Consider the following 12,918-nt stretch of genomic DNA (forward strand, 5'->3'; position numbering starts at 1 on the left):
GACCCAGCCATGTTGAAAGTGGGTCAAGCCTGCTTCCAGCAGGCTTGACCACGAACATAGGATCTCGGCTCTACAAGGTCCAGTAGATCCACGCCATGCGTGGATGCCCCCCGCGTCCCGTCGAAATCGAAGACTTCACAACCCACAAGCACGCCAACCGCGACCATGGGCCGCCCCACGCCCACGAGTTCCGCCGAGGATGCTGCAGAACCTGCTCCATTTCGCGCCGCTGCTGACGGCAGTGATGACCTGCGTGACCGCCTTGATCTGGGTGGTCTACCTCAATTTCTTCCTGCGCAGCTACCGCCGCCAGCAGCGCCCGTCGATCCTCATCACCTCCGGTGCCGGCCGCAACCTGGATGCGCACTGTTTCGTGACCAACCTGGGCCTGGAGCCGGTGTACCTGCTGGACGTGGTGATCGATCTGATCGAACCCGACGGCACCGTGGTGCGCGCGGTCATCCCCGAGCGCACCGAGCACTGGAGCAAGGGCGCGCCCAGCGAGGAGGAGGACATCCGCCGCGCCACCAACGTCGGCCCGCTCAGCAGCGGCGGTGAGCGCGACCTGGGGCGGTTCCGCACGCTCATCGACCGCGCCGGTACCGAGAACCCGGATATCAAGACCGGCAACGCCTTCACCAGCCTGGAAGTCACCGTGGTCATCGTCACCGCCAGCCAGGCCGAGCTCTGTGGTGCCTCGCGCTGCTATCGCATCGAATACGGCGCCGACGGCACGCCGAGATTGAAGGCGCGGACCATCAAGGCCGCGCAGCTGCAGGGGTATTTCGCGCGGCGGAACCTGACCCGGCTGCTGACCACGCAGCTGGAAGGCTCGCGCCGGTAACGTCGGGCCATGCTCGACGGCTCCGCTTTTGTAGAGCCGAGCCATGCTCGGCTGCATTGTTTTTGTAGAGTCGAGCCATGCTCGACTGGTTCGCGCAGACCGCAGCCGAGCATGGCTCGGCTCTACAGAGGAGCGAAAGGCAGCCGAGCATGGCTCGGCTCTACAGAGGAGCGAAAGGCAGCCGAGCATGGCTCGGCTCTACAGAAGAGCGAGGAGCAGCCGACTGCCTGCAGATCGCGTCGCTTTCGCAATTCTTGCATTGCTGCTGCGCCGCTCGAACGCATGCCGCCGCAGGGCCCCCACAATGCGTGCAAATTGCGACACGCATCGGTGTTTCGCAGTGTCCCTCCACCGCATCGCCAAGGCATTCGCGACAGCGCTTTACCCGTCAGCACAGCGGCCCGCGTTACAGCGGCAGCTCCCACTGCAGCCGTACGCTGGGGACCGACTGCCGCGCGCTGCGAACCACTTGGGTGCCGCCATCGTCGAAGCGCCATTGGCCGCTCTCGCTGTCCCGGCCGAGCAGGGTGCTGCCGGTCAGCCGTAGCTTGCCACGCCCGTGGGTGCTGTACTGCACCCACGCCTCAAGCTCGCGCCGGTAAGCGGCGATGTCGATTTCGCCCAGACTATAGCGGATGCGCCCGCCGCTGCGGTAGGTAAATGCCAGACCGCTGCTCCAGCGCGGGATGATCCGGTAGTCCATGGCCGCGCTGGCAGTGAACGGCACCTGGTCCTGGATGCGGTTGTCGGGCCCGGGGACACCGCGCACCCGTGACTGGTTCCACGTGGCGTTGCCGCGCAGTTCGATTTCAGGTGCATCGGGCAGCACGCGGGCCAATGGCATCTGTCCGTCGAGTTCGATACCCCAGGCAATGGCGCGGCTGCCGTTGACCGGGGTGGCGACCCAGCGCCCATCACGCAGCAGGGTTTCGGTGCGGATGGGTGAATCGATGCGGCGCAGGTAGCCGCCGATGCTGCCTTGTGTGCCTTCGCGGCCGTGCAGCTCCCAGGCAGTGTCCAGGCCCCAGGCCAGTTCCGGGCGCAGCGCCGGGTTGCCGATCTCGTCCGGGTTCAGTGCGCGGTTGTTGGTGGAGGTGTAGGGCCGTGGCACCAGCAGACGCAGCTCCGGCGCGCGGAAGGTGCGGCTGAGGGAGAAGCGCAGCTGGTCCTTGCCCTTGGCCCGCTTCCACAGCCCCTGCAGCACCGGGGTGAACACGCTGGCGCGATTGCGCACGGGGGCAAAGTCATGCCCTTCGCTGGTGGTCTGCAGCCGCTCCCAGCGGCCGCCGAGGTAGAAGGCGCTGTGCTCGCCCAGGGCGAACTCATCCTGCGCGTATACCGCAACACGCTGCAGGCGTGCATTGAAGGAGAGATCGCTCGTTGAACCGGCTGCGCCATCGAAGCCCTGCAGCTGCTGCAGGCGCGATTCGCGACGGTCGTCCAGGCTGCCTTCGGCGCCGACCTGCAGGGTATGGCGGCCGCGCGCAGGCAGGGTCCATTGCGCGCGGCTGCTGCTGCCCAGGACATGCAGTCGCGCATCGGTGTGATCGATCAGGTTGTCCTGCCCATCCTGTGCCTGGCCCTGCTCGCGAAAGCGATAGTTTTCGCGGTTGCCGTCCACGGCGCCGCGCACCGTGAGGGTGCCGCCGCGCTGCAGCTGGCGGGTCCATTCCGAGCTGGCCTGCCCTTGGTCCAGGCGCAGGCGCGTGCGCTGGCGGTAGTGCGGCGTGCGCAGGGCGGGTCCACGCTGGGTGTCCCAGTCGATCACCATGTCGCGACGGAAGTCGGACGCATCCAGCAGTGCCTGCAGCGAAACCGTATCGTCCGCCGTGGCATTGAGGGTCATCGAGGGTGACAGCGAAACGTTGTCGCGGCGACCGGTTGCGCGCAGCTGGCTGTGCCGCAGCAGCAGTGGCTGCCCATCGGCATCCCAGGCCTGTTCGCTGCCGTGCTCTTCCGCCAGGAACGCGCGTCCGGTGGCGGTTGCCGTAAGTGCATGGTCGACCCGCGCGCCTTGGTGCGTCTGCCGCCAGCTGGCCGTGGGCGTGCTGCGTGACTGGCTCCCGGCCCAGGACAGGGTCAGGCGTTGGCTGTCCTTGGGTGCGGTGGCGCGGGTGACGATGTTGAGGGTGCCGGCGATGGCGCCTGTTCCGTGATCGACGGTGGGCGCACGCAGGATCTCGATGCGTTCGATCTGATCGGTGGCCAGCGAATCGAGGCTGAACCCGGCGGGGGCGCGCTGGCCATCCAGCAGTATCTGGGTGTAGCCGCTGCCCAGCCCGCGCAGCGATACCGCGCCCGGGCGTCCCGGTGCGCCGCTGGAGACGCTCAGGCCGGGCAGGCGCTTGAGCGCCTCCAGCAGATCGGTATCACCGTGGCGCCTAAGGGTTTCGTGATCGACGACGATGCGGCTGGCCAAATCATCACGCCGCGCGTCATAGCGCTGCGTCTGCACCTGCACGGCCTCCAGTTCGGTGGTGGCCGGCGCCGATGGTGCGGTCTGCGCAGCAGCGGTGGCGGCGGGCCAGAGCAGGCAGCCGATGGCCAGGCGGGTGCTGGCTTGCAAGCGGCGTGGCGGTCGCTGCGTGGAAGAGCCTTGCATTCTCGTTGGATTCCTTTCTGATGGCGAAGCGGCGGGCAGCAGCGGAGCCTCCCGCGGCCGGGCATCGAGTCACTTCGCTTCGGGTGGCAACGCGCGGCGGGCGCGTCAGCGGGTTACTGCAGCCAGGCCTGCGGATCGACGCGCGTGCCGCTGCGCAGCAGTTCCATGTGCAGATGGGGGCCGGTGGTGCGGCCAGTGTTGCCGGTGCGGGCGATGACCTCGCCCTTGCGCACGCGTTGACCGACAACCACCTCGTAGTCCTGCAGGTGGGCAAGCAACGTCTGCCAGCCACCTCCGTGGTCGATGACCACCACGGTGCCGTAGTTGGGGCCATCAGGGTAAGTGCGAGTGGCGGCGATGATCGTGCCATCGGCCGGCGCCTGCACGGCTGTGCCACGTCGCGCTGCAAAGTCCACGCCACGGTGGGCGCGTTGGCGGAAGTCCGACGCATGGCCGAACACGCTGGTGACCCGCGCTTGGGCAACAGGCGCGGCAAAAGCGGGGGCCAGCGGCACAGTGGCTTCCAGCAGCGTGACCGATGCGGCCTGCAGCGGTACGGCCAGCGATGGCGGGACAGCGGTGGCCGCCGCCTGCACGGCAGCCAGGCAAAGGGTGGCGGTCACACCGGACGCGGCCAGCAGCAGCGTGATGGCCTTGCCGGGGCGGCGACCTGCATCGCCCTGCAGCATGTGCCGCAGGCGCAGCTGGTGGCCGCCGGGATCGCGGTGTGACAGTGCGCTGGCAGGCCGCAGTGCAGTGGCATGGCGCAGCGTTTCCACGTAGGCCTGCGCCAGCAGGCGGCCATCGCCAGCGGCGGGCGCTTCGGCCAGCGCACGGGCATCGCACTGCAGTTCGGCTGCGAGCTGTACGCGCGCGGCAATGCGTTGCACGAAGGGATTGAACCAATACAGCGCGGCTACCAGACGCATGATGCCGGCGCGCAGTGGATCACGGCGGTGCAGGTGCGCGGCCTCGTGGCCGATGACCAGGCGCAGTGCGCGGTCCGGCAGGGTGAGGCTGGCTGCAGGCAGGAGGATGCGTGCATGGGGCCAGCCGACGGCGAACGGCGTGCCGCCGCCTTCCGTGCAGCGGACAGCGATGCCTGTGGCCTGCAGCTGCCGTACCGCCTGCCGTGATTCTGGGCCCGGCAATTGCGACGTCTGCACGGGGTGACTGCTGCGCAGCACCGCCTGCAGCCGGCGCGTGGCCAGCGCCCAACGTGCCAGCCAAAGCAGCACGCCGCCGCCATACACCGCCCATAGCAGGGCCGGCAGGCCTGCCGCCAGTGACATGCCGAGCGCAGACGCGGGCTCGGCTGCGGGCAGCATGCGGTCCGGCAGCGAGTGCAGTGCGACCGGCAATGCGCCGGTCAGCTGCGGCAATGGTGCGTGCTGAAGCGGCAACAGCAATGCCAGCACGGGCGGCAGCACTGCACACAGCCACGCACCCAGCCAGTAATGCGACGACGCGTGGGAGAGCCGCAGCCTGCGCTGCAGTGTCTGTGCTGCGTACCAGGCCAGGCCAGCGCTGAGCAGGCTGGTTGCAAGCGCGGCCCCCCAGGTGGCGGCTGCCGGCAGGCTCATGGCTGGCCCTCGTCATGTGCACGCAGCAGGGCCTGCAACTGCTCGATCTCCTGGCTGCTGAGCAGCCGGCTGTCAGCGAAGGCCTGGCTGGGCAGCGGCCCATCGATTTCCAGCACGCGGCGCGCGAAATCCGTGCTGAGGGCTGCCAGGGTGGCCACTTTGCCGACCCTGGCGCTGTACACGTTGAGTCCGTGCTGGCTGCCTTCCTTCACCAGGCCCTTGTCGACCATGCGCTCCAGCGTCTTGCGGGTAGAGGAGTACGACCAGTCCAGCGTGGCGACAGCGGCGTTGTGCAGTTCACGTGCGCTGCAGGCGCCGTCGCGCCAGAGGCACTTCAACAGTTCCAGTTCGGCATTGGAGGGGGTGGGTGCGGAGGACATCATCTGGCCTGGCGTTTGATCGATGTCGCAAGTCTGCGACACATGTCGCAAGCAACGCAAGTCGGTCGGACATCACGGCGCGGCGCGAATTGTGCTGACGATCCACTCCGCATACCGCGAGATGCGTACGTTGTGGACCACCTGGCCGTAGAACCCTGCGTCCAGCGCGTGTTCCGGCACGGCGGTGATCCACGACGCCAAGCCGATGACGTGCCAGCCTGTCTGATCCTGGATCAGCAACGGGCCGCCGCTGTCACCGCTGCCGATCACGCCTTCCAGCGGCCGGCCACTGCCCGGGCCGTCGAAGCGATACCAGAGATAGCGGTCGTTGCCGCCGGTGACCGCGTTTTCCGCGCGGCGCAGCTCACCCCGGTGAGGAGCACCTGGCGCCAGCCCGGTCAAGCCGTTGCCTGTTGCACCTTTGCCCACGAGCGTGGCGATCCTGCCCGCTTCGTCATGCCCGCGATAGAGGCGGACCGGCGCAACGTCGTTGACCGGCGTGGCGAGCTGGATCAGCGCGATGTCATCGGAGGCGGCGAGGAAGGCGTGGATGGGGCCCGGGTCACCCGATGCCAATGCCGCCTGGCCCAAGGCATCGGGCATGCGCCGGTAGCCTGGATGCACGAACACCCGCTCGACGCGGTAGGCCTGACCATTGATCTGCACCTCGGCGTTCATGCCCTCCATCGGCGCGGCGTGCGCGGCGGTGACCACCCAGCGCGGTGCGATGAGCACGCCATGGCCCTCGCCGGGCAGGTCGGCCAGGGCCGGGAAGGCCGACGGCGGTATCCGGTAGGCGCTGTCATCCACATCGCTGCGGATGACGATGGCGCCAGCGGCGAAGGGCAGGGTGGCGAGTACGAGAAGAAGCCAGCGGCGCATGGGCAGGTGCAGTCGTGTGCGGGGTCAATCCGCACCGTATCCCGGTTCTGGCCCGCTGAGAACCCGTATGCGATGAAGCGGCCCGCACGTGCGACGAACACGTGCGGATCCGCGACGGAACGGCCAGCTCAGTGCGCGCGCAGCACCGCGTCGAACGTGGCCGAGTTGCCATCGTTGGCTGCCGCCGGCACGTCCAGCAGGCGGGCGAGCAGCGGATAGACATCCACGTTGTCGAAGCCATCCAGCGTCCTGCCCGCCTCGAACGAAGGCCCGCTGGCCACGAACACCGCGCGCATCGACGGCAGGGTGTTGTCGTAGCCGTGGGTGCCACGGTACGCATGGGCGTGGCGGGCCAGCATGCCGGGCGTCAGTGCATCCCAGCCTTCATCCATCTCGCAGATGATCGGCGGCGTGCGGGGGTGCTGGCCGTACTGCCAGCGCGGCGGCAGGTCGGCGCGCTTCCAGCACTGATAGTGGTCGTGGCGGCCCAGCAGCGCCCGTTCGGCCTCGCGTTCGCGCCCGGGCTTGGCCTGGAAGCCGACCGGCTGGCCCACGCTGGTGGCCACCGCAATGGCCGGATCGACCATGCGCTCGGTGTCCAGTACCTGGCCCTCGGGCAGCTCGGCCATGCCGTGGTCGGACACCAGCACGATGTTGGTGCCGGTGGCCAGGCCTCGTGCGTCCAGGCCTTCCAGCACCTGACCGACGATGGCATCGGCGCGCTGGATCGCCTGGCGGTACTCGGCCGAATCCGGCCCGTAGGTGTGGCCGGCCTTGTCGACGTTTTCCATGTACAGCGTGGCCAGGCGCGGCGCCTGCGGGCCGGTCTGCGCCAGCCAGCCCAGCACGGTCTGCACGCGGTCCTCCAGTGCGATGGAGCGGTCATAGACCTGCCACTGGCTTGGCCGCACGCCCTGGATGGCGGCCTCGCTGCCGGGCCACGACCAGGTGGCCGTGCGCACGCCGGCCTTCTCGGCGCTCACCCAGATCGGCTCGCCGCCCCACCAGCGCGCGTCGGTGACGGCGGCCGGGTTGCTGATCTCGAAACCGCCCAGCTGAGGGTCGTGCATGCTGTTGTGGATGATGCCGTGGTGGCCGGGACGCAGGCCGGTGACCAGCATGTAGTGGTTGGGGAAGGTCAGCGACGGATAGGACGGCGTCATCCAGCGTGCGCGTACGCCACCGTCGATCATCCGCTGGATGTTGGGGGTCAGGCCGCGATCAAGGGCATCGGCGCGCAGGCCATCGATGGAGACCAGCAGCAGGCGCGGTGACGGCTGAACCGTGGTCGGGGGCGTTGCAGAGGACTGGCGGGGCGATGGCGTGCTGCACGCCATCAGGGAAAGAGCGGCGATCGAGCCGCAGACAAGGCGCATGTTCATGGCCCATCCTAGCCCTGTGCGATGACAGGTCTAGGACGGATGTGGCCTCTACCGGGCCAGGGCCTGCCAATCGCGTTCCGGCTGCAAGCCGAGGCTTTCGATGAAGGGCTCCAGCCCCGCGTAGAACGCCTGCGGCACCGGATTCCTGGTGCCATCCCACTGCAGCTGGTTGCACTGGAAGCAGACCTCCAGCGTGCGGGTGCGCTTCTTCCCCTTGTAGAACTCGAAGCGATGGTGGGGCTCGAAGATGCAGGCGGTGGCCCAGTCGCTCACATAAGGGTCGATGCCCTCCAGCGTGGCCAGGAACGGCTGCTTGCGAGTGCCGGTCAGCACCGCTTCGCGATACCTGCGCTCCGCGGGGCGGCGTGGCACTGTTGCTGCTGTTGTTGGTGTCATACGGGGAGGAATGTTCAACGACCACGATGCGGTCGGCGTCGCGGGCCACGCGGGCAAGATCATCCAGCATGGGTTGGCCCTCGGCGTTGGGTGGCTTGTCTTCGATGGCCAGCGGGTCTTCGCTGGCGGCGGCCGGTGGTGGCACTGGCGCGGACGGGGTGCAGCCACAGGCAAGGCCCAACAGGCCCAGCGCTGTCATTCGTTGCAGCAGGTGCATCAGCGGTCACTCCTTGATTGGGCTGGATGGCCGTGTTCGACGCCGGGTAGCAGGCAGTCCGTTGCGGGTGCTGGGCATGCTCGTGGAGTCGAGGCAGTCGAGCAGGCTCGACTCTACCGGAGGGCGGCGGCGGTTGACGCTGGCCGCGGCGGGGCGCAGGCTGGACGGGCCTGGTTCCTGGACAGAAGGGAGACTTATGACCGCAAGCGCGTCCCTCCACCCCTCGCCTGGCACGCACGGCCACACGCGCCTGTGGAGCGTGTTCTGGCTGCAGGGGGTCATTCCCAGCAATCTGCTGTGGGCGGCAGCCCTCTGGGCCCTGGCCAACCAGCGCACCACGCTGCTGCTGGCCCTGTTTGCCGCGCTGCTGCTCTATACCGGCTGGATCATCCCGGCGGTGTGGCGGGCCGCGCCCACCGCGCGCACCCCCAACCTGGGCGTGGCCGCACGCGGGCTGACCGTGGCCTGGGGGCTGAACACCGTGCTGGTGATCTTCTTCCTGACCCTGCAGCTGCTGGCCTAGTAGAACTGGATCGGCTCGCCAGCGCGGTCGAAGGCGGCAAAGCGGCCGATCTGGCCGTCATGGATGGCATTGACCATCAGCTGCAGCGGGCGGGCGGCTTCATCGCTGTTGGGCGCAAAGCCGGCGCGCCCGTCCATGGCGGCCACGAACACCAGGTCCCAGTTGATGCCGGTGGTGGTCGATTCGGCGGCCAGGGCCCGGAAGCTGGGTACCTCCGCAGGCAGCTTGTCCACGCACAGCACCGGTGACAGCGTGCCGCCCTCGCGGCGGTCGTGCCGGTCGCGCTGGTCGGTGGTGGGCGACTCGGGCAGGTCGGCACGCACGAACACGAACAGCAGGCGCTGTGGCTCGGCCTGTTCAGCGGCGGCGTGCAGGAGTTGCTGGAAATCGTTCATCATCATGAGGGTTGTCACACATCCGCTGCACGGAAAGCCGCATGCTGCCACAACGCGTGCGCGGCCGGGCCAGCGGCGATTGATTTAAGTCATGCCCAAGGAACTGAAGGCCGCGTACTCTGGCAATCGTTCCAGCAGGCGAGGGTATCCGGACCATTCCGGGCATAGGCAATACGGTGGAGCAACAAGGTGGACCAGCCATGAGCCAACTCACCGACGGTTTCGGGCGCAGCTTTCCGTACCTGCGCCTGTCGCTGACCGAAGCCTGCAACTTCCGTTGCAGTTATTGCCTGCCCGATGGCTACCAGGGTGAGGGCAGGCCGCGCTTCCTGCAGGTGGACGAGATTGCCCGGCTGGTGCGCGCGTTTGCGGCGTTGGGCATGAGCAAGATCCGCCTGACCGGTGGCGAGCCGAGCCTGCGCAAGGACCTGGAGCAGATCATCGGCACCGTGGCTGCGGTGCCCGGCATCCGCAAGGTGGCCATCACCACCAACGGCACCTTGCTGCCGCGGCGCCTGCCGGGCTGGCATCGCGCCGGCCTCACGGCCTTGAACGTGAGCATGGACAGCCTGCAGCGCGAGCGCTTCCACGCCATTACCGGGCATGACCGGTTGCCGGAGATCGAGCAGGGCCTGGCCCTGGCCCAGGCGCTGGGCCTGCAGTCGATCAAGCTCAACGCGGTGCTGCTGCGCGGGCTGAACGACGACGAGCTGCCGCAGTGGATGGAGTACCTGCGCGAGCGGCCCTTCAGCGTGCGCTTCATCGAACTGATGCGCACCGGCGACAACGAAGCCTATTTCCAGCGCCACCACCTGCGCGCTGACGTGGTGATCGAACAGCTGCTGGCGGCTGGCTGGCAGGAGCGCCCGCGTGCGGCCGATGCCGGCCCGGCCCGCGAGTTCGGCCACCCGCAGCACCGCGGCACGGTGGGCATCATCGCGCCGTACTCGCGCGATTTCTGCAAGGGCTGCAACCGCCTGCGGGTGACCGCCAAGGGCGACCTGCGGCTGTGCCTGTTCGGCGAATTCGGCGTGCCGCTGCGCCCGTTGCTGCAGAGCGACGACGACCACGACGCACTGCTGGCACGCATCACCACCCAGCTCGGCCTGAAAGCGGCCGGGCACGGATTGCACCAGGGCCAGACCGGGCTGACCCCGCACCTGGCCTCGATCGGAGGATGAGCAACACCATGACCGGGGAATTGAACGCGGCCTTCCACATGGCCGATGTCCGCGACAAACGCATTACCCGCCGCCGCGCGGTGGCCGTGGGCGAACTGCATGCCGGGCCGGTGGCCTACCCGCTGATCGTCGAGCGCCGCCTGCCCAAGGGCGATGCGCTGGTGATGGCTGAGATTGCCGGCCTGCAGGGCGCGAAGATGGCGTCGATGCTGATGCCGCTGTGCCACCCGCTGCCGCTGGAACTGGTCCAGGTGTTCTGCGCACCGGTGCCGGAACGGCAGGCGATCCGCGTCTGGTGCGAGTGCGCCAGCGAGGCGCGCACCGGCGTGGAAATGGAGGCGCTGGCAGGGGTGAACGCGGCCCTGCTGACCCTGTACGACCTGAGCAAGCCGGTGGAACCGGCGCTGCGTATCGAAGGCGTCCGCCTGCTGTTCAAGGAAGGCGGCAAGCGCGGCGTCTGGCTGCACCCCGATGGCATGGACGAGGCCGAGCGCGCCCGTTTCAAGCCACGTGCGCCGAAGGGCCTGGAAGGCGCGGCGTGCGCGGTGATCACCCTGAGCGACCGGGCCAGTGATGGCACCTATGCCGATGCATCCGGCCCGAAGCTGGTGGCTGGCCTGCAGGCGCTGGGCGGCGAGGTGGTGGCGGCCGAGGTGCTGGCCGATGGCATCGAGCCGCTGGCCAGCCGCCTGCGCGCGCTGGCCGACAGTGGTGTGCGCCTGTGCCTGTGCACCGGCGGTACTGGCCTGGGCCCGCGCGACCTGACCCCGGAGGCGCTGCGTTCGCTGGACGCGCGCCCGGTGCATGGGCTGGCGCAGATGGTGCGCGCGCTGAGTGCGCAGCACACGCCGATGGCCTGGCTGAGCCGGGCCGAAGTGGTACAGCTGGGCGACCTGCTGGTGTTTGCCCTGCCGGGCAGCCCGCGCGCCGCCGCGCAGTGCCTGGACATCCTGGCGCCGGTACTTGGACATGCCCTGGCGATGGTCGATGGCGGTGGCCACGGCCAGGGGGGCGCCGCATGATTGCCTACAGCGAAGCACTACAGCACCTGCTGCAAGCGGCCTCGGCGCTGCCGGCCGAACGTCTGCGCCTGCACGATGCGGGCGGGCGCACCCTGGCCAGCGACATCATCAGCGCACAGTCGCTGCCGCCGTTCGACAACTCGGCGATGGATGGATTCGCGCTGCGGGCCAATGGCATGGCCTTCGCCAGTGGTACCGAATTTGCGGTGCAGGGCTGGCAGGCCGCCGGCGATGACGGCGCCGTGGGCGGCGAGGGCGCCTGGGAAATCATGACCGGTGCGCGCATGCCGACCGGCCTGGATACGGTGGTGCCGGTGGAGCAGGTGGAGATCCTGCAGCGGCACGAAGGCCGCCCGACCCGGATCGCGCTGCGCGCGGACGCCAGCCCCGGCCAGCATGTGCGCCTGCGCGGCCAGGACGTCAGCGAGGGCGAGCGCGTGCTGCGTGCCGGCGACGTGCTGGATATCAACGCCCGTACCCTGTTGCACGCCATTGGCGTCGGCGAGGTGGCGGTGGTCGCGCGGCCGAAGGCTGCGGTGATCGCCACCGGCAAGGAACTGGTGACCGAGGCCGCGCAGTCGCTGCAGTCCGGGCAGATCCGTGACAGCAACCGGCCCTATCTGGTGGGGCGCCTGCAGGCAGCCGGCGCCGAGGTGGTCTGGCAGGGCACGGTGGGCGACGAGGTGGCCGCCTTCAACGCCGTGCTGGACCAGGCACTGGACGCCGGGGCGCAGCTGCTGATCAGCACCGGTGCCGTGTCGGCCGGGCGCTACGATTTCGTGCCAGACGCCCTGCGTGAGCGCGGCGCCCGCATCATCTTCCACAAGGTGGCGATCCGCCCGGGCAAGCCGCTGCTGTTCGCGGTACTGCCTGGCGGCGCGTTGTATTTCGGCCTGCCGGGCAACCCGGTGTCGGCGGCGGTGGGACAGCGCTTCTTCGTCGAGCCGGTGCTGCGCCGCCTGTTGGGGCTGGCCCCGGAAACGCCGCTGCAGCTGCCGTTGCAGGCCGATGTGCGCAAGCCCGAAGGCCTGCGCTTCCATGCCCGTGCGCGGGTGGAGGTGGATGCGCAGGGACGGTTGAGCGCGCGCGTGCTGTCCGGCCAGGAGTCGTTCCGCCTGATGTCCATGCTGCGGGCCAACGCCTGGGTGGTGCTGGAGGCCGAGGGCAACCTCGCGCCGGCCGGGACCTATGTGCGGGTGCAGGGCTGGGGTCACCACGAACCGGTGCAGCTGGTAAGCGAGGAATCATGATGAAACAGGTGAACCTGCAGTTGTTTGGTGCGTTTTCCGACCTGGATGCGAGCCGCGAGATCGCGGTTGACGTTGCCGGGGCGACCATTGCCGATCTGCGCCAGGCGCTGCGCGAGCTGCTGCCGGTGCGCTGGCCGGATTTCCGTGCCGGCCTGCTGGACTACTCGGCGTTCGCCGACCAGCAACGGGTGCTGCGCGACCACGATGCGCTGCCGGCCGATGGCCGCGTGGCGATCCTGCCGCCGGTCAGTGGGGGTTGAG

General features: G+C 68.8%; 13 protein-coding genes. 6 read left to right on the forward strand and 7 right to left on the reverse strand.

Going from position 1 to position 12,918, the window contains the following annotated elements:
• Positions 1-199 precede the first annotated feature (199 nt).
• Complete coding sequence (locus tag AC3WL7_RS15020) at positions 200-844, forward strand: hypothetical protein (RefSeq protein ID WP_492751247.1); 645 nt, start codon at positions 200-202, stop codon at positions 842-844.
• Positions 845-1,250: 406 nt separating this feature from the next.
• Here AC3WL7_RS15020 and AC3WL7_RS15025 read toward each other — a convergent pair whose 3' ends face one another.
• The 6 genes from AC3WL7_RS15025 to AC3WL7_RS15050 all read right to left on the reverse strand — a co-directional run bounded on the left by AC3WL7_RS15025 (position 1,251) and on the right by AC3WL7_RS15050 (position 8,006).
• Entirely contained in the window at positions 1,251-3,446 is a 2,196-nt protein-coding gene (locus AC3WL7_RS15025) for a TonB-dependent receptor plug domain-containing protein (RefSeq protein WP_492751250.1), read from the reverse strand.
• A 113-nt stretch (positions 3,447-3,559) separates the two neighbouring features.
• Positions 3,560-5,029, reverse strand: a complete 1,470-nt coding sequence (locus tag AC3WL7_RS15030) for a peptidoglycan DD-metalloendopeptidase family protein (RefSeq protein ID WP_492751252.1) — start codon at positions 5,027-5,029, stop codon at positions 3,560-3,562.
• Positions 5,026-5,409 carry a BlaI/MecI/CopY family transcriptional regulator gene (locus AC3WL7_RS15035; RefSeq protein WP_108770696.1) on the reverse strand — a complete coding sequence of 128 codons (384 nt, stop codon included), beginning with the start codon at positions 5,407-5,409 and terminating at the stop codon, positions 5,026-5,028. The genes AC3WL7_RS15030 and AC3WL7_RS15035 overlap by 4 nt, the downstream gene beginning before the upstream one ends.
• 72 nt (positions 5,410-5,481) lie before the next feature.
• Positions 5,482-6,291 carry a S1 family peptidase gene (locus tag AC3WL7_RS15040; protein WP_492751259.1) on the reverse strand — a complete coding sequence of 270 codons (810 nt, stop codon included), beginning with the start codon at positions 6,289-6,291 and terminating at the stop codon, positions 5,482-5,484.
• Positions 6,292-6,419: 128 nt separating this feature from the next.
• Entirely contained in the window at positions 6,420-7,673 is a 1,254-nt protein-coding gene (locus AC3WL7_RS15045; RefSeq protein ID WP_492751261.1) for an alkaline phosphatase family protein, read from the reverse strand.
• A gap of 48 nt (positions 7,674-7,721) precedes the next feature.
• Positions 7,722-8,006, reverse strand: a complete 285-nt coding sequence (locus tag AC3WL7_RS15050) for a hypothetical protein (RefSeq protein ID WP_492751263.1) — start codon at positions 8,004-8,006, stop codon at positions 7,722-7,724.
• Positions 8,007-8,482: 476 nt separating this feature from the next.
• Here AC3WL7_RS15050 and AC3WL7_RS15055 point away from each other — a divergent pair, with 476 nt between their 5' ends.
• Entirely contained in the window at positions 8,483-8,809 is a 327-nt protein-coding gene (locus AC3WL7_RS15055) for a hypothetical protein (RefSeq protein ID WP_079222095.1), read from the forward strand.
• Here the strand turns inward: AC3WL7_RS15055 and AC3WL7_RS15060 are convergent.
• Entirely contained in the window at positions 8,806-9,210 is a 405-nt protein-coding gene (locus AC3WL7_RS15060) for a ribonucleotide reductase subunit alpha (RefSeq protein ID WP_492751362.1), read from the reverse strand. The genes AC3WL7_RS15055 and AC3WL7_RS15060 overlap by 4 nt on opposite strands.
• A 194-nt stretch (positions 9,211-9,404) precedes the next feature.
• Between AC3WL7_RS15060 and moaA the strand changes: the two genes are divergently transcribed.
• Genes moaA through AC3WL7_RS15080 form a run of 4 tightly spaced genes read left to right on the forward strand, consistent with a single transcriptional unit; the run spans position 9,405 to position 12,917 of the window.
• A complete protein-coding gene (gene moaA, locus AC3WL7_RS15065; protein ID WP_108746824.1) occupies positions 9,405-10,385 on the forward strand; it encodes a GTP 3',8-cyclase MoaA in 981 nt (326 codons plus the stop codon).
• A gap of 8 nt (positions 10,386-10,393) precedes the next feature.
• Positions 10,394-11,407: a bifunctional molybdenum cofactor biosynthesis protein MoaC/MoaB gene (moaCB, locus tag AC3WL7_RS15070; RefSeq protein ID WP_492751364.1), complete on the forward strand. Its 1,014-nt coding sequence runs from the start codon at positions 10,394-10,396 to the stop codon at positions 11,405-11,407.
• Entirely contained in the window at positions 11,404-12,657 is a 1,254-nt protein-coding gene (locus AC3WL7_RS15075) for a molybdopterin molybdotransferase MoeA (protein ID WP_492751268.1), read from the forward strand. Before moaCB ends, AC3WL7_RS15075 begins: the two co-directional genes overlap by 4 nt.
• Positions 12,657-12,917: a MoaD/ThiS family protein gene (locus AC3WL7_RS15080; RefSeq protein WP_079222091.1), complete on the forward strand. Its 261-nt coding sequence runs from the start codon at positions 12,657-12,659 to the stop codon at positions 12,915-12,917. Before AC3WL7_RS15075 ends, AC3WL7_RS15080 begins: the two co-directional genes overlap by 1 nt.
• Position 12,918 lies beyond the last annotated feature (1 nt).

This window comes from Stenotrophomonas sp. FW305-3-2-15-E-LB1, assembly GCF_058787375.1.